The following is a 17366-nucleotide window of genomic DNA, read 5'->3' as shown; positions in this document are numbered from 1 at the left end:
AGTCATGGCAGAAACCGCCATAAAAAAAAGAGCATGCTTTGCTTGCTACACAAGCGTTGCACGCTCTCTGGACCTGGGGAAAATCCGGACTGGACAGATGTTTTTTTACAACATGTTCTGCAGGAATGCCTGGGTCCGCGTGTGCCGCGGCGCCGCAAAGAATGCTTCCGCAGGGCCTTGCTCGACGATCTCCCCTTTGTCCATGAAGATCACGCGATTGGCCACTTCACGGGCAAAGCCCATCTCGTGGGTCACGACCAGCATGGTCATGTGCTCCTGCGCCAGCTCGCGCATGGTGCGCAGCACCTCGCCGGTCAGCTCGGGGTCCAGCGCGGAGGTGGGCTCGTCGAACAGCAGGATGTCGGGCTCCATGGCCAGGGCCCGGGCAATGGCCACGCGCTGCTTTTGCCCGCCCGACAGACGGTTGGGATAGGCATCGCGCTTTTCCAGCAGGCCCACCTTGTGCAGCAGCGCCTCGGCCTTGGGCACGATCTGCTCGCGCCTGAGGCCCTTGACGACGATCGGCGCCTCGATGACGTTCTCCAGCACCGTGAGGTGCGGGAACAGGTTGAAGGACTGGAACACCATGCCCATCTTGCGGCCGATCTGGCGGATCTGCGCCTCGGGCACGTAGTGGGCGCGGCCGTCGGCGCCGCTGTCCACCAGCACTTCGCCTTCAACGGCGACACGGCCGCTGTCAATGGTTTCCAGGTGGTTGAGGCAGCGCAAAAAGGTGCTCTTGCCCGATCCCGAGGGACCGATGATGGCCACCACCTCGCCACGCGCCAGCTCCAGCGAAACGCCGCGCAGCACCGGCACGCCGCCAAAGCCCTTGCAGATGTTCTGCGCCGAGATCATGGTCTCGGGCGCGCTATCACGCGTCGTATTTGGCATGGCGTTTTTCTAGGTATTGAAAGATCCAGGTCAGCACCAGCGTCATCACGAGGTAAAAGCCTGCGGCCACCACGAAGGGCGTGATGGTGAAATCGCGCTGCACGATGCCGCGCGCCGCGCGCAGCAGATCGTTCAGGGCCAGCACGTAGATGAGCGAGGTGTCCTTGACCAGGGTGATGGTCTCGTTGCTCACGGGCGGGATGATGCGCGCCCACATCTGCGGCAGGATGATGCGGCGCATGGTCTGGCCGTAGCTCATGCCCAGCACCTTGGCGCCCTCGTACTGGCCGCGGTCCACGGACTGGATGCCCGCGCGGAAGATTTCGGCGAAGTAGGCGGCGTAGTTCAGCGCGAAGGCGACGACGGCGGCCGGGAAATCGGGCAGGCGCACGCCGATCACGGGCACGAAGGGCAGCGCGAAGTAGATGAACAGCATCTGCAGCATCAGCGGCGTGCCGCGCATCAGCCAGATGTAGCCGCCGACCAGCCGGCTCAGGGCGGGAAAGCGGGAGATGCGCATCAGCGCCAGCGACAGTCCCAGGGGAATGGACAGCGCCAGGGTGATGACGAAGAGCTTGAGGGTGACCAGGGCGCCGGCGGACAGCGGCCCCATGAGCGAGATTACATATTCCATCGAATGGCCTCAGTGCGGTGCGCGGCCCCGCCGGCATCGGCAGGATCCGGGCAGCCACGGGCGCGTGCGTCCCAGAACGCAAAAGACCGGCAATGCCAGGCTGGCCTTGCCGGTCGCATGGTGTGCCGGATTTACTTGATGATGTCCTTGCCGAACCACTTGGAGGCGATTTCGGCGGCCTTGCCGTCCTTCTTCATCTCGGCCAGCGCGGCTTCGAGCTTGCCCAGAACTTCGGTGTCTTCCTTGCGCAGGCCCACGCCGTAGTCCTCGGTGCCGAAGTTGTCCTCGAGCACCAGGTACTCGCCAGCCTTCTTGGCCACGTGGAAGCGGCCCACGACCTCGTCGACCACGACGGCGTCCAGGCGGCCGGCCGACAGGTCCATCAGCGCGGTGATGTTGTCGCCGAAGGTCTTCAGGTCCTTGAAGCTGGCGGCCACGGCGGCGTCCTTCTTGATGGCGTCCACGGCCGAGCTGCCATCCTGCGCGCCCACGACCTTGCCGGCCAGGCCAGCCTTGTCCTTGATGTCGGAGTCGGCGCGCACGATGATGATCTGGTGGTTCTCCATGTAGGGCGCGGTGAAGGCGATGTTCTTCTTGCGCTCTTCGGTGATGGTCAGGCCGTTCCACAGCGCGTCGACGCGCTTGCCGACCAGCTCGGCCTCCTTGGCGCTCCAGTCGATGGGCTTGAAGTCCACCTCCACGTTCATGCGCTTGGCGGCTTCGCGCGCCATGTCGATGTCGAAGCCGACGATCTCGTTCTTGTCGTCACGAAAGCCCATGGGCGGGAAGTTGTCGTCCAGGCCGATCACCAACTTGGTCATGGCTGCCGGCACGGGGGCGGCAACCGGCGCGGCGGCGGTCGATGCGGACTCGTTCTTGCCGCAGGCTGCCAGCAGTGCAGACAGGGCCACCATGGCCAAGAGGGTGCGTTTTTTCATGGCTTAAAGCTTTGGAGTGGAAAAAGCGAAAGGCGGCGGCCGCTGCACGCAAGGTGCGCAATCGTTGTAATGAATGGTTCCTTGGCGGAACCTTTGTCTCGGTTGGGTGCCGGCGCCGAATCCCGTATTGTCGCGCAGACCGGCGCCCCCCGCCAACACGCTGGATCAAGACCGTGCAAATCGGCAAAGGGCGAGAGATGCCTGCCGGTCACTGCAGCATGAAGGTCTTGTACTCGAGCCGGTTGAGTTCGCGCGAGAGCATGAACAGGCCCACGCACAGCGTCACCAGCATGGCCAGGCAAAAGCCGTAGCCATAGAACGCGGCGCCCAGCGCCAGCGAAATGCCCGTGAAGGCGATGTTCAGCACCACCAGCAGCAGGCACAGCATGAAGACGATGCGCCGCTCGTCCAGATAGAAGAACACGTTGAGCACGGCCATCACGCCCACCTGCAGCCCGGCGCCGACCACCTGCACATGCAGCAGCGGCAGGTACAGCTGGGAGATGCCCAGCAACTGCAGGATGGCCGGTCCGGCCACCAGGGTGACGAGAACGGCCAGCGTCTGCACCTTGGCGATCTCGCCCAGGCCCGCCTGGATGGCGTAGACCATTTCGTTGCGCATGGACTCGATGTACTCGAGCGATCCGCCGCCGCGCACGGCATCGAAGAACTTGTCGTAGTACTCGACGAAGTCGGTCTCGATGCGCACCAGAAAGACCGCCATGCCCGGGATGATGGACAGGTAGGACAAGAACACCGGCAGGTCGTAGATCAGCGAGGCCCTGAGCCCGCCGATGATCTGCTGCGAGGTCGGCGGGTAGTACCAGAACATGAACTTGTCGATCCAGATGCCCAGGTTGTAGAGCACGCCGATGGCGATCAGCGCCGGAAAGATCAGCGAGCGCTGCGTGAAGTCGAAGGCGATCCAGCGCTTTTGCAGCGGAAAGCTGCGCAGCACGATCAGCCACATGCCGGCCAGCAGCAGCACGTGGCCGATCACGAAGCTGGCCAGCAGCCCTTCCAGCCCCCAGTACCGCAGCGGCAGCGCCAGCAGCACGATGAGCAGGTAGGTGGCGCCGAACAGCCCGGCAATGGCCCGGTAGTGCTTGAGGCCCGACAGCAGCACGGTCATGACCCAGACCACGCACATCAGCGTGAAGCCCGCCAGCATCAGCACGCGGTACAGCAGGCCCTGGCCCGGCAGCACCACGAACAGCGCCAGCGTGCCCAGCGCGCTGGCAGTGGCCACCACGACCAGCAGCAGGCCATGCAGGTTGGGCAGGATGCTCTCGTCCTTCTTGAGGAACAGCTGGTCCGAGACAAAGCGCGTGAATGCCAGCTGCGCCGCCCCGGTCAGGATCAGGCTGCTGGCCACCAGGTAGGTGACCGAGGTCTGGAACTGCGTGACCAGCAGCGGCGGCGCCACCACGCTGACGCTGAACACCCCCACCAGCAGGATGCCGATGATGGAGAACACCCACGGCCCCGAGCCGATGACGCCCGCATAGGCGTAGGCCTGGAGCACGCTGGTCAGCGTGTTCTTGCGCAGCAGGTGGCGCAGTTCGAATCCAATGCCGGCCATCAGTGTTTTTCCTCGGACTGTTGCAGCGCCCTGTCATAGACCTGCCTGTAGCGCTCGAACAGCAGCCGGTCGGAGTAGTAGCGCTCCACGCGCGCAATCCCGGCCGCGCTGGCGGCCTGCCATTGCCCGGGCGATGCCAGCAGCTCCAGGCAGGCATCGGCCAGTGCCTCGGGGTTGGCAATGCCGACCACGCGCCCGCACGAGCCCAGGGCCTGGTCCTCGGGCCCCAGCCCGTCGATGAGCTGGCGGCACGAGCCCACGTCGGTGCTGACCACGGGCACGCCGGCGGCCTGTGCTTCGAGAATCACCAGGGGCAGCGCCTCGCTGATGGACGACAGCACGACCACGCCCACCTTGGGCAGCAACTCCTCCACCTTCTGCATGCCCAGAAAGCGTACGTTGGCCTGCAGGCCCAGGCTGTCCACGAGGTTCTGGCATTCATCGGCATAGGCCGAGTCTTCGGCCGTGGGGCCGGCCACCCAGGCCTGGGCCTGGGGCATCCGGTTGACCACGCGGCGCATGGCGCGGATGAAGGTCTTGATGTCCTTGATGGGCACCACGCGGCCGATCAGGCACAGCACGGGCGGCGTCTCGGCCGGCCGCTGGGTGCGCAGCGGCACAAAGCGCTCTATGCGGATGCCGTTGGGAATGCTGACCGTGCGCTCTGCCGCCGCGCCATCGGCCACCTGGCGCAGGCGGTTGTTCTCGTACAGCGCAATGATGGGATCGGCCGCGCCATAGCAAAAGCGCCCCATCCAGTCGAAAAACCGTATCCACATCTGCCGGAAGAACGACACCTCCATGGGGTCGCGCTGGAAGATGTTGCGGTTGTCGCGGATCCAGGTGCTCTGCAGCAGGTCGATCTGCCGCTCCTTGGTGTAGATGCCATGCTCGGACAGCACCAGCGGCAGGCCGCGCGAATGGTGCAGCAGCCCCCCCAGAAACCCCGCATAGCCCGTGGAGACCGTATGCAGCACGCGCACCGGAATCAGCCCGTGGGCGATGCGCGCCATCAGCCACAGCGGCTGCAGCATGATGCGCACGGTCCAGAAGAAGTCCACGAACGATGGATCGGTGCAGTGGCGCCGGTAGCTGTCGCGGATCAGGTCCCAGGCGAATTCGCTGTGCAGGAAATCCTCCAGCGGCAGGCTGCCGCCGGGCTGCAGTTCCAGCGCAATCGAGCGCATGGCCGCCAGCACCTTGGCCCGGCTTTCGTCACTGCCGTCATGTGCCTCCAGCGCTTGCAGGAACTCCCGGGCCTTGGCCAGGGCTTCGGGATGGCCGCGCGAGGGCGCAGGCTGGATGTTGGAGTGCAGGGCGTCAAAGAGGAAATGCTGCTCGAAGTGCACCACGTTGGGCGGCAGCGCGTAGCGGAAATCGCCATAGTCCTCGCGCCGGCTTCCCAGGAAGACGATGGCGAAGCGGTGCTCGGGATAGGCCTGCAGGATCTGGTTGACCCAGCTGGACACGCCGCCGCTGACATAGGGAAACGTGCCCTCCAGCAGCAGCGCGATGTCCGCACTGGCAGCCGTGGGGAACTGGCTCGCACGGCTCATGAGGCACTCCAGTAGCGGATGCTGGGCTTCAGGCGCGGCAGGGCATGCTCGATGTCCAGCGATCGCATCAGCGCCTGCGCCTTGGCGAACTCGCGCCGCTCGAACAGCAGCTCGGCCTGGTAGGGCACGACGCGCGCGGGCTCCATGCCCAGCGCCAGCGAGCGCTCGTAGCAGGCCAGCGACTCCACCTGCCTGCCCTGCAGATGCAACAGCCGGCCACGGCGCAACAGCAGCAGCGCGTTGTCGGGCCGCTGGGCCAGCACCAGGTCGCAGTAGTGCAGGGATTGCTGGATGGCGTGGTCACGCACATCGCCCTGCGCCACGCCCTGGTAGACCAGCTCCGCGTACAGGTCGGTGAGCGCCCGAGCCGCCTGCAGGCCGCGCGGCCCGCAGGGCGCATCGCCCTCGGACTGGCGGGCATGCTCGAACAGCTGAAGCTCCTGGTGGATGGTCTTGCTGATCTCGCGCTCCTTGGCGTCCAGCATGCTGTAGGCCAGCAGGCGCAGGTCCTCGCTGGAATCGCCCAGCGCCGTGCGCAGCATGGGCGAGGCAATGCGCCCCGGCACGCTGCCCAGCGCCACCATGGCCCGCATGCGCGAGGCGACGGGCACATTGGGATTGGCCAGGAAGGACTGCAGGCCCGCCTGGCGGCGGCTGGTTCCGGACTGCTGGTGCGGGTCGAAATCGGGCAGGGGCATCACCGGAAAGCGCTGGCCACCGCGCGGGCCGCGCTGCGTGTGCAGCGCAATGGTGGCCACGACGGCGCCCAGGATGCCGGCCACCGGCACGGCATAGGCAAACAGCCCCATCAGCGCCACCAGGGCCAGGCGCTGGCGCACCGACCTGGCCGAGGTGGCCAGGAACGGCGCCAGGCAGAGCGCCAGCAGGCCGCTGGCCAATCCATGGGCCATGAGATAGCCCAGCAGGGCGGCGTCCGACTGGCTGCGCAGCAGCCACAGGCTGCTCCAGGAGGCGATTTCCGCGGCCAGCGCGCCCAGGGCCAGCTTGAGGTTAAGCATGGCCTTGCCCCATCTGGTGCAGCCGCTCCAGCACGCTGATGGCCGAGCAGCGGTCCAGCAAGATGGTGCGCGGGAAGATGCCCGCATCGGCCAGCGAGGCCACGCCGCGCTGGGCCAGCCAGGCCTCGATGCGGTTCAGGTAGCCCTCGGCCGTGGCGTTGGTGCCCAGCGGCATGAAGATGGCCAGCAGCTGCCGGCCATCGCGCTCCTGCAGCCAGGAGCGGTCCAGCATGCGCTCCAGCCGCATGATCTGCTGGGCCATCTGCGCCTGGACGGCCGACGGCGACAGCTCCAGCGCCACCACCACGCTACTCAGGCGCGCGCTGCGGTTCACATGCTCCATGCGCTGCACCTCGAAGGCGAAGTGCGGCGGGCAGTCGGGATAGGCCTGCAGCAGCGGTGCGGCCAGGCTGTTGGCGGCCACGCTGTCGGTGTAGTAGCCCAGCAGCAGGTTGATGGTCTGCAGCGCTTCTTCCTGCAGTGCGAAGAAAGGCATTTCCTCGACCATCAGCAGGCCGTAGATCTCGCCTTCCAGGTCCAGCATGGGCGCCACGACGATGTACTGCGTCTGCTGGCCTTGCGCCATGCTTTGCGAGATATGGCACAGCACATGGCTGTCCAGCGCCTGGCGCACCAGCGGGTCATGGACATGGATGGGCCGCTCGCCGCCCAGCTGGGCAATGGGCGTGGGGTCCAGCACATCGTTGCGCACGGGCACCAGGCTGGCCACGCTGATCTGGCTGAAGCGCGCCAGCAGGTTGAGCAGGCTTTGCGCATCGCCCTCGGCGCCGCTGAGGCCGCTGAGCACGTTGATGGCGTCGCGCATGGACACGGGACGGCCTATGAGCTCCTGCTCGAGGCGGTCATGTGACAGGCGCAGCAGGTAATGCTGGCGGATCAGCTGCTCGGTGCGCTGGTCCATGTAGTTCTGCGCCGTGCGCGCACGGCGTATGCGCGCGCGCCACAGGCTGGAGATCTCGCCCACGACCATGACCAGGATCAGGCCGCCCAGGAAATACTGTTCGGGAAACAGCGACAGATCCCGCTGGTTGACGCCCAGCCATGCCAGCAGCAGCACACCGGACGCCGACAGGCCGGCAACGGGCCCGTAGCGCAGGGCCACGACCACGGGCGCCAGCCAGGCCCAGGGAAACTCCGCCTCCACCCACAGGGGGTTGGCGGGGTTGGCCCACATGCCGACCAACAGGGCCAGCAACGGCAAAAGCAGCGTCTCTCCCACCACCACCCAGGGCTTGGCGCTTGTCTGCACAAGCAGGCCCAGGGGCGAACCCCTGAATTCCGCGGCAATGCCGGCTCGGCGCGGTGCATCGGGATGCGGTGCCGCCTTGGGCGTGGTGGCTTGGTCTGGCATGGAAAATCGTTCCTCGATGCGCTTATCGGGCGTTGGCCAGGCCCGTGCCCAGCAGATTGCGGATCAGCTTCTGGCCCACGGCGGCCAGGGCCTCGCGGCTCCAGCCGCTTTGCGCGCCCGCGCCGCTCCACACGGTGGCGCCGGTGCCCACGTCCACGATCTCCAGCGTCACGCCCACGGCCGGTTCGCCATCCACTCCGACCTTGTAGCGCCATTCGTCCACCGCGCCCGTCAGCGCATAGCGCACGCCTTCGCCGCGCGCCCAGGCCAGGGCGTCCTCGCGGCGCTTGGCGTCGCGGCCGTCGAACAGCGTCTCCTGCAGCGCATCGCCCGTGTAGCGCTTGACCTGGCCCACGCCGCGCGCATTGATCAGCGCCGTGGCGATGGCGGCGGCGCGGTTGCCGGCCATGGGTGTCTCGGTGTGGTTCTCGAAGGGCAGCACGGCCCAGCTGGCGTTCGTCTCCAGAGCGGGCGCCGTGCCCCGGTCGATGGTCGAGCAGGCAGACAGCAGGCCGACAAGGGCCATACCCGTGAGCACGCGAAGGCGGGAGGCAAAAGAAGTGCGGTGTGTCATGGAAAGGCTCCTTGAAGTCTTCGGATCAGTAGTGGAGGCGGTAGGTGAGCAACAGCTCGCGGGTATTGCCGACGGTGTTGATGCCCGACTTGGACAGGTTCAGGCCCAGCGCGAGGTGGTCCCCGCCGAACAGGCTGGTGGCCAGGCCCATGCCCAGCTCGTAGCCCGCGCCGTTGATGCTGTGGTGCGTCAGGGCCAGGCTGGCATAGGGCCGCAGCGCGCGCGTGTATTGCTGCTCGTAGCCCGTGTTGAACATCATCTGCAGGCCCGAGAAGCGGAAGCTGCGCGGCAACAGATAGTCGATGGTGGGATCGTTGAACGCAGGCAGGTAGCCCAGGATGGCCGCATCCCTGCCCTGCAGCAGCGCCGGGTCGGTGCGGCTGTAGCGGTGCCAGGAGGTGAAGGCGCCGAACTGCAGGGTGGGTGCCTCGCTGCGATAGGTGTGCAGGTATTGCAGCATCGCATGGTTGCCGGAGCCCACGCGGGCGCCGCTTTGCACGCGGTAGCGCTCCGATGCCAGCTCCAGCGTGATCTGGTCCAGGCGCGAGAGCTGGTAGCTGCTGCCCAGCGACACGCGGTCCTTCATGCCGCCCATGCGCATGGCCAGCGTTTCCTGCGTGGCCAGGTGCCGGCCCAGCGATGCCTGCAGGCTCCAGCGGCTGTCCACGTTGTAGGTCTGCGTGAACTGCATCGGCGTGTAGCTCTCCAGGCTTTCGCGCCGGCCCAGCATGAACTCGCTGGAGGCCGACTGCGTCTTGCGCGTCAGGCGCAGGCCGATGCCCCACTCCTGGGAGGGTCCGCGCACCAGGGTGCTTTTGCTGACCGTGCGGCGCACGTCCTCGGCATCCAGGTCCAGCGCCCAGCGGGGGTTGAGACCCACATGCCAGCGCAGCCGCGAGACCTGCTCGTCGATGGCGTCCATGCGGCGATTGCGCAACTGCAGGCCGCCGTAGTCGCTGAAGGCCAGCAACTGCTCGGTCAGCCCCAGGTGCAGGGGATCGTCGTCGGGCTGGTAGGCCATGCTCTCGAAGCCCGCGGTCTGCGCCAGCCGCACATCGCCCACCATGGCCGCCGCGTTGATGCGGTCGTAGCGCGGCAGTGCCTCGTCATGGCGCTGCAGCAGCTGCCCGGCCTGGGCCACATCCTTTTCCGCCAGGGCCACCGTGATCTCGGCCCACAGCGGTGCGCTGGCACTCTTGCTGCGGCTGCGCGCGTACTGCTGCCAAAGGTAGCCGCGCTCGGCCTGGTATTCGCCGCGCTCCTGCAGCCAGGCGATGGCCAGCTCGGCCGCAGCGGCGGAATGCTCGCGGCGCCCGCCTTGCAGGTCCATGCGCAGCAGCTCGCGCATCAGGGCGAATTCGGCATCGCCCTGGGTATGAAAGAGCATGAGCCGGCTGCGTGCCTGGCGCTGGACCTCGTCCAGGCCCTCGGCGGTCAGCCAGCGGCGGGCCGCATCGGCCGAAGGGCCCTGCTGCGCACGCGTGCGCGCCTTCTCGCGCTGCCACAGCTGCTGCCTCAGGTTCCAGGCCTGGTCCGCCTGCTGGTTCTGCTCCAGCGCGTCCGCGTACTGCATCATCCACAGGAAGTCGTCGGCATGCTCCGTGCGGTGCGGCTTCAGATACCGCTCCAGCGCAACGGCCGGGCGCGACAGCGTCATGTAGGCCGCCGCCAGGGCGCCGTGCATGTCGGCATCACGTGCCCACACGGGCTCGGCCGCCGCCAGCAGCAGCTTGAGGGCCGCCGCGTTCTGCGTGTCGATCAGCAGCCACATCAGGCCCTGGCGCAGCGGCGTGGAGCCGGGGTCCAGCGCCAGGCCCTTCTCGAAGGCTTCCATGGCCTTTTTCGGCTGCGCAGTGCGCTGGTAGTAGGCGCCCAGGATCTGGAAGAAGGTGGGCTGGCCCATCAGGCGCTTGAGCAAGGCCGGGTCGGCCATGATGCGCTCGACCTGGCGGCCGATCTGCGTCCAGTCCTCCTGGTCCTCCAGCAGGTAGAAGGCCTGTGTCAGATGGCGCACGTCCTGGAACTGCTCCCAGGCATGCAGGGACATCTGGGCCGCCTCGCGCCGGTCGGCGCGCTGCAGCAGGCGGATCACTTCGTCGTAGTCGCTGATGCCGGCGTGCGGCGTCTGCAGCAGGCGGCGGTAGGCCTTGAGCGTCAGCGCCTCCTGGCGCTGGTCCTGGGCCAGGTCGCCCAGCAGGCGCCAGTACTCGCCTTCGTCCTGCATGCCGGCCGGAACGCGCGTCTGTGCGTCTTCCAGCCAGCGCAGGCCCAGCGCCGGCTCGCCCTGCAGCAGCGCGAGCACGGCGGCGGGCATGACATGGGCCGGCGTGCGCTGCTCGGGATCGCTGAGCACGCGCTTCCATGCCTGCAGCGCCAGCGGCGGACGGCCTGCGCGCTCGGCCAGCTGGGCCAGCAGAATCTGCGACTGCGGCGTACTGCCGTGCTTTTGCAGATAGTCGATGGCCGCGCCCGGCTCGGCCTGGCGCTCATAGGCCTGGACCAGCGCCTGCAGCAGCGCGGCATCCTGGGGACGGCGGCTCAACTGGTGGCGCAGGCCGGCAATCAGGGCGCGGTCGTCGAACAGGCCCGGCGCCAGGCGCATCACCGTCTTCCAGGCATCTTCACGGCCCGTGTTCTGCGCAATGACCAGCCAGTTGTCCAGGGCCTGCTGCTGCTGCCCCATCCATTCGGACACCTGGGCCAGGCGCTCGCGCCAGGCCATGTCCTGCGGCGCCTGGCGCACGGCGGCCGTGGCCACGCGCCAGGCATCTTCCAGGTTGCGGTTTTCGAGGAACACCTCGTAGCCCAGCTGGTAGGTCTTGTCGTCAAAGGGCAGGCCCGGCGGCGGCTTGCGCGCGGGGTCGGCCGTGCGCAGCATGCGCCAGCCCGGGGCGGTCCAGGCCACGGGCTGCAGTGCCCAGGCGCCGTCATCGGCCACTGTGGACGCTACGGCCGGGCCGGCTCCCGAAGCGCCTGCCACCTGCACCTGCCATTGCTGCAGCAGGGACAGCTGCAGCAGCCGCTTGGCATAGCGCTCGGCCTCGGCCCGGTTGCCGGCCGCGCGCGCCAGGCCGATGAGCCTTCGCAGCGTTTCCGGGTCGCTGCCCAACAGTTCTTCCTGCTGGCGCGCCAGCGCCAGCGCTTCGCTGGCACGGTTGCCGGACTGCAGCACCTGCAGGGCCTGCCAGAGGTAGGCGCGCGACTGCGGGACATCTTCGGTGGTGGCACTGGCCTGGCGCAGCAGCCGGGCCGATTCCTCGTACAGCGACATGCCCAGCGCCTGCCGCGCTGCGGACTCATAGACCTGCGCCTTGCGCGCGGGATCGGCCTGGCGCTCTGCCACATCGTCGTAGATGCCCAGGGCCAGCGGTGCGTCCTTGAGTACCAGCGCCGAAGAGGCCAGGTACAGCGCCTGCTCCTGGGTCAGACCCGCCAGCGGGACTTCCTTGAGCGCCTGCATCACCTGGAGCGCCAGGGCATCGGCCTGCCCTCCGGCGCGATGGTCCTGCTTTTGCGCCTCCAGATAGTTCTGGTAGGCGGCCTGCCAGCGCTCCCAGGCCTGGACGGCGGCGCTGGGCAGCGCCTGCTTGGCGGCCTCTTCACGCGCCAGCTTGATGGCTTTCAGGCGCTCCTCCTTGGCCTTGAGCAGGGCGCGCAGGTTTTCATTGCCCGGGTCGCTCTTGAGCAGGTTGCTCAGGTAGTTGTAGGACAGCTCGGAATCATCTCCGGTGACGGAGAGCCGGCGCTCCAGATCCTGCTTGGGAAACAGCATCCACAGGGCGCCACCGATCAGTACCGCCAGCAGCACGATCAGCCAGAAGGGAACCGTGACGGGGCGCTCAGAGCCCCCGGCATTGCGCTTGGAGTTCAACACTGTGATGGGTACTTCTGAAGGAACGGAGGTTGGAGCTGCCCGTATCGGCACCCGCCACGGCAATGAGGGGATTGGCGGCGTTCAGGGAACTCAGCGCACAGCCGGACGGCAGGTGCATGCGCAGCTCCAGCGGCACATGGCCCTGCAGGGTGAAGCGCACGCCGCCATCGGCCTGGGGCAGCCATTGCGTGAGCCGGGCATTGGCATCCACCAGATAGGGGCGCGCCGCGGAGGCGGCCGCGCCTGCGGCATCCTGCTGCACCAGGTATCCGGCGCCGCCGGCCAGGTGAAGGTAGTTGCCGTCCGTGCCCTTGGCATAGCCGGCGATGCCGCGGCTGGCAGCCATGGACGGCAGGGCCATGCCGGGCGGCATGCGCAGCGTGCGCAACTGGCCCGGGCCCCGCAGGCGCCAGCCCTGCGCGTCGCGGCCGATGGCGAATTCGTAGAAATCCTGCACCTTGCGGATGTACTCGGAGCTGTAGACCGGGTTCAGCCGCTGCGCCAGCGCCCACTGGTAGACCTTGTGCAGGGCCTTGATGCTGGCCTGCTTGCTGGCGGAGTAGGAGTGGTAGTAGATGTCCACGGCCTTCATGCGCCGGGGCGCGTCGGTCATCTCGAAGGTTTCGATGACGCGCTCGAAGCCGTAGAACGGCCCGTGCCAGAGGTTGGTGTAGATGTTCTCGTTGGTGACGGGCGCATAGATCTGCAGATGGCCGCCCTTGCGCAGGCCCCAGCTGCGCACCTCCGTCAGCGAGGGATTGCTGCGCGTGATGGCCGTGTCGCCGCCATTCATGTTGAGCAGTCCCGCCGCGTCGGAGATGGCCAGGGCCTCGGCGCTGGGCGCCGTGTTGCCGGTCCACAGGAACACGTCCACCGGCTTGCCGGGCGGCGCCAGGCGCTTGCGGATGTAGTCGACCGAGCCATTGATCTCCCGGTTCATGTCCATCTGGTAGCCGGGGATGTGGAGGTTGAGGTTCACCTCCTTGCTGTCATCCCCGTCGGGCGCTGCCCCGGGCTCCCAGAAGAAGGGATGGGAATAGGAATGGCTGGCGATCTCGACATGGGGCATGGCGAAGATGCGCTTGGCAATGCCCTCCAGCTGGTCGGCCCACTGCGGATACAGGCCCTGCGGCGAGACTTCGGCCTCGATGACCGAGATGGTGTGCGGAATCCTGTAGCGCTCCAGGATCTCGCGGCGCAGCACCTCGCCCGCGAAGGGCGTGCCCGGCAGCTCGGCCTTGGAAGGAAAGCCGTCCCCGTCCACATGGGCCAGCAGCAGGCGGCGGCCGTTCTCGGTGGTGACGTCGGGCACCGGAAAGTCCTGCAGGCGCAGCGCCTCGCGCAACAGCGCGAAGGGGTCGATCACCCAGCGCGACTGGTCGGTGCCCGGCATGCCCACCACCACATAGGGCATGAGTGCAAAGCCGCCCCAGGGCGTGATGGCGGCCGACACGAAGCGGCGCCCCCGCTTGTCGTCGAAGGACAGCAACTCGCGGCTGCCCCTGGCCATCTGCGGCGTGAACTCCCAGCCTTCGTAATCGTGCGCTGGCTCGGCCGGCTGTATCTCGAAACCCATGACCGGCGCCTTTTCGGCGCGCCGCAGCGGGAACACGGGTGCCGCTTCCGTGCTGCGCGTGCCCAGGGCGGCCGACATGGTGCGGTCCTGTGACAGGCCCAGCGTATTGAGCACCAGCAGCGGCATGCCCTGCTGCACCTGGTTGGCCAGCCACTGCCGCACGCTTTTGGCCCGCATCTCGGGCACCGCGCCGCCGAACCAGCTCACCACGCCGGCATAGCGGTCACGCGCCACGCCTTCAGGCAGGGGCTCGCGCACATCGGCGTAGTCGGCGACGTAGCCCATGTAGTTCAGGGGCATTTCCAGGAAGCGGTGCGCCGATGCGCCGTTGATGGACGGATAGTCGGCACCGTTGTAGAGAATCAACACCCTGCGCGCCACCGCCTCCACCTGGCCTATGCCCAGGGTCTGCAGCCCGGCATCGGAAACCCAGGGGATGATGCCCAGCTGCGCAATGCGGCGGGCGGTCTCACGCGTGGCGTCGCGGTCATGCGGGGCCACGTAGTCGATGGACAGCACCGGCAGGCGGTCGCGCTCGCGGATGGTCTGCAGTTGCTGCAGCAGCCATTCGCGGTCTTTCTCGGGCACGTTCACATAGCGCTTGAGGCTGGCATCCCAGCCCCGCAACAGCGACTCGGCCGCCACCATCTGTACCTTGTCCCTCACGCGCGGCACGATCTCGAAGCCCCGGTTCAGGATCAGGCGGATGCCGGGATAGCGCTGGTGCAGCGTCTCGATGACGCGCACCAGGCCGTCCTGCTGGGCCTTTTCGTCGAAATTCGTGGCCAGGCGGTAGGAGTCCAGCGTGTCCAGGAAGAAGCCGCGAAAGCCCTGCTTCCACAGCGGCGCGATCACCTCGTCGGCAAAGAAGGCGGGCCACTGCGCGGGTGTCTGGTCCAGGACGATGGACTGCCAGGCGCCGTTGCGCGCCATCTTCCAGGCCTCGGGAATCTTGCCGAAGTAGGCGCGCTCGGGCTGCACCTCGGCCACGGAAGCGTAGGCATACAGCTCGCTGCCCGGGGCCTGCTTGCGAAACCGGACCGGGTCATAGCCATGGCCCGGCTCCACAACGGCAATGTCGTAGAGGCTCAATTCACTGAGCGATGCCTTGTTCCCGTAATAGACAGCCACCGCGGGTTCGGCAGCTTGCACCACCCAGCCGCACAGCAACCCCCAGCAGACCAGGCAGCTTCGCAGGAAACCGTTCATGGCCTTCTCCTCAGGGCGTGGTGATGCCCCATCAATTCATAGTTTTTATGCATCAAATTTCTTAACAATTTGATGAAAGCTATCGTCAATCCGACGAAAAGCGGGCCGAGCATAACGTTGTTTGTCTACAAATGTGTTTTCTCCCTACTTTTGTGCTCAGCCCACTTGAACCCGGGGAGAAGCTGGGTTATTGCGATACTAGGCACGCCAAAAAATCACCAATGAGAGGTATTCATGATCCTGGTCACAGGCGGCGCCGGCTTCATCGGCTCCCACACCTGCGTGGAGCTGGCCGCCGCAGGCGAGCCCTACCTGATCTACGACAACTTCAGCAACAGCAGCGCCGACGTGCTCGACCGCATGGAACGCATCACGGGCCGGCGCCCACTGTGCGTGGAAGGCGATGTGCGCGACCGCGCCGCGCTGGACCGGCTGTTTGCCGAGCACTCCATCCGCGAGGTGATCCACTTCGCCGCACTCAAGGCCGTGGGCGAATCCGTGGCCCAGCCACTGCGCTACTACGAACACAACGTGGGCGGCACGGTCGCCCTGCTGCAGGCCATGCAGGCGGCGGGCGTGCACAGCCTGGTGTTCTCCTCCTCGGCCACGGTCTACGGCGACCCGGCCAGCCTGCCGATCCGCGAGGATTTCCCGCTGTCTGCCACCAACCCCTACGGCCGCAGCAAGCTGTGGATCGAGGAAATGCTGGCCGACCTGGACCGCGCCGAGCCCGGCCAGTGGCGCCTGGCACGGCTGCGCTACTTCAATCCCGTGGGCGCCCATGAAAGCGGCCTGATCGGCGAGGACCCGCGCGACATCCCCAACAACCTCATGCCCTATGTGTCGCAGGTCGCCATCGGCCAGCGCCAGCAGCTCAGTGTCTATGGGGATGACTACGCCACGCCGGACGGCACGGGCGTGCGTGACTACATCCACGTCACCGACCTGGCGCGCGGCCACCTGGCGGCGCTGCGCCATCTGCGCGAGCAGCAGGGCCTGCTGACCGTGAACCTGGGCACGGGGCGCCCGGTCTCGGTGCTGGAGATGGTCAAGGCCTTCGAGCGCGCCAGCGGCCGCCCCGTGCCCTACCAGATCGTGGCGCGCCGCCCCGGCGACGTGGCCCAGTGCTGGGCCGACCCCGCCGAGGCCGAGCGCCTGCTGGGCTGGAAGGCCATGCTGGACCTGGACCGCATGTGCGAGGACGCATGGCGCTGGCAAAGCCAGGCCGCAGGTCTCAAGCGCTGAACCCCGCAGCGCCTGCGGGCGCCGAGGGCGTGGTATCTTTTCGCCCTTGTTTCACGCCCTAGCCACGAGTCTGCCCATGCTTGCCAAACGCATCATCCCCTGTCTTGACGTCACGGGAGGGCGCGTCGTCAAAGGCGTGAACTTCGTGGAGCTGCGCGATGCGGGCGACCCGGTGGAGATCGCCGCGCGCTACAACGCCCAGGGCGCGGACGAGCTGACCTTCCTGGACATCACGGCCACCAGCGATGGCCGAGACCTGATCCTGCCCATCATCGAATCGGTGGCCAGCCAGGTCTTCATTCCGCTGACCGTGGGCGGTGGCGTGCGCACCGTCGAGGACGTGCGCCGCCTGCTCAACGCGGGCGCCGACAAGACCAGCTTCAACTCGGCCGCCATCGCCAATCCCGATGTGATCAATGCCGCCTCCGACAAGTACGGCGCGCAGTGCATCGTGGTGGCCATCGACGCCAAGCGCCGCACCGCCGAAGACGAGCAGCGCATCGGCGCCGACGGCCGCGCCGCCGGCCCCGGCTGGGATGTCTACAGCCACGGCGGACGCAAGAACACCGGCCTGGACGCCGTGCAGTGGGCCGCCGAAATGGCGCGCCGCGGCGCGGGCGAGATCCTGCTGACCAGCATGGACCGCGACGGCACCAAGTCCGGGTTCGACCTGAAGCTCACGCGCGCCGTCAGCGACGCCGTGCCCGTGCCCGTGATCGCCTCCGGCGGCGTGGGCTCGCTGGACGACCTGGCCGATGGCGTGACCCTGGGCGGCGCCGACGCCGTGCTGGCCGCCAGCATCTTCCACTATGGCGAATTCACCGTGGGCCAGGCCAAGCAGCGCATGGCCGAGCGCGGCGTGCCCGTGCGCCTCTGATACGGCGCTTCGGCGG

12 protein-coding genes are annotated in these 17366 nt (G+C 67.3%); 2 read left to right on the top strand and 10 right to left on the bottom strand.

Annotation, left to right across the window (positions count from 1 at the left end; all coding sequences use genetic code 11):
• Positions 1-105: 105 nt before the first annotated feature.
• The 10 genes from AAN986_RS05550 to AAN986_RS05505 all read right to left on the bottom strand — a co-directional run bounded on the left by AAN986_RS05550 (position 106) and on the right by AAN986_RS05505 (position 15228).
• Positions 106-894 carry an amino acid ABC transporter ATP-binding protein gene (locus tag AAN986_RS05550; RefSeq protein WP_082138028.1) on the bottom strand — a complete coding sequence of 263 codons (789 nt, stop codon included), beginning with the start codon at positions 892-894 and terminating at the stop codon, positions 106-108.
• A complete protein-coding gene (locus AAN986_RS05545) occupies positions 875-1528 on the bottom strand; it encodes an amino acid ABC transporter permease (protein WP_012207336.1) in 654 nt (217 codons plus the stop codon). Before AAN986_RS05545 ends, AAN986_RS05550 begins: the two co-directional genes overlap by 20 nt.
• A 131-nt stretch (positions 1529-1659) precedes the next feature.
• Complete coding sequence (locus AAN986_RS05540) at positions 1660-2466, bottom strand: amino acid ABC transporter substrate-binding protein (protein ID WP_016445573.1); 807 nt, start codon at positions 2464-2466, stop codon at positions 1660-1662.
• A gap of 208 nt (positions 2467-2674) precedes the next feature.
• Complete coding sequence (pelG, locus tag AAN986_RS05535; RefSeq protein WP_016445572.1) at positions 2675-4048, bottom strand: exopolysaccharide Pel transporter PelG; 1374 nt, start codon at positions 4046-4048, stop codon at positions 2675-2677.
• Positions 4048-5604: a GT4 family glycosyltransferase PelF gene (gene pelF, locus AAN986_RS05530; protein WP_047217104.1), complete on the bottom strand. Its 1557-nt coding sequence runs from the start codon at positions 5602-5604 to the stop codon at positions 4048-4050. The genes pelG and pelF overlap by 1 nt, the downstream gene beginning before the upstream one ends.
• On the bottom strand, positions 5601-6623 hold the full coding sequence (locus tag AAN986_RS05525) for a hypothetical protein (protein WP_016445570.1): 1023 nt from the start codon (positions 6621-6623) through the stop codon (positions 5601-5603). The genes pelF and AAN986_RS05525 overlap by 4 nt, the downstream gene beginning before the upstream one ends.
• On the bottom strand, positions 6616-7995 hold the full coding sequence (locus AAN986_RS05520; protein WP_047217105.1) for a PelD GGDEF domain-containing protein: 1380 nt from the start codon (positions 7993-7995) through the stop codon (positions 6616-6618). Before AAN986_RS05520 ends, AAN986_RS05525 begins: the two co-directional genes overlap by 8 nt.
• Before the next feature lie 22 nt (positions 7996-8017).
• Positions 8018-8569 (bottom strand): hypothetical protein, encoded by a 552-nt coding sequence (locus tag AAN986_RS05515; protein ID WP_016445568.1) that lies wholly within the window; start codon positions 8567-8569, stop codon positions 8018-8020.
• Between the two features lie 25 nt (positions 8570-8594).
• The gene (locus tag AAN986_RS05510; RefSeq protein ID WP_047217106.1) at positions 8595-12443 is read right to left on the bottom strand and encodes a tetratricopeptide repeat protein; all 3849 of its coding nucleotides are present in this window, start codon (positions 12441-12443) and stop codon (positions 8595-8597) included.
• Positions 12409-15228: a bifunctional glycoside hydrolase 114/ polysaccharide deacetylase family protein gene (locus tag AAN986_RS05505; protein WP_047217107.1), complete on the bottom strand. Its 2820-nt coding sequence runs from the start codon at positions 15226-15228 to the stop codon at positions 12409-12411. The genes AAN986_RS05510 and AAN986_RS05505 overlap by 35 nt, the downstream gene beginning before the upstream one ends.
• 234 nt (positions 15229-15462) lie before the next feature.
• Here AAN986_RS05505 and galE point away from each other — a divergent pair, with 234 nt between their 5' ends.
• Both galE and hisF read left to right on the top strand, forming a co-directional pair.
• Positions 15463-16473, top strand: a complete 1011-nt coding sequence (gene galE / locus AAN986_RS05500; protein WP_047217108.1) for a UDP-glucose 4-epimerase GalE — start codon at positions 15463-15465, stop codon at positions 16471-16473.
• 76 nt (positions 16474-16549) lie between these two features.
• Positions 16550-17350: an imidazole glycerol phosphate synthase subunit HisF gene (gene hisF, locus AAN986_RS05495; protein WP_013800786.1), complete on the top strand. Its 801-nt coding sequence runs from the start codon at positions 16550-16552 to the stop codon at positions 17348-17350.
• Positions 17351-17366 lie beyond the last annotated feature (16 nt).

The organism is Delftia sp. DS1230 (assembly GCF_040112715.1).
Lineage (GTDB): Bacteria > Pseudomonadota > Gammaproteobacteria > Burkholderiales > Burkholderiaceae_C > Comamonas > Comamonas tsuruhatensis.
Note: the sequence above shows the minus strand (reverse complement) of the source record. Positions and strands in the feature narration are given on the sequence as shown.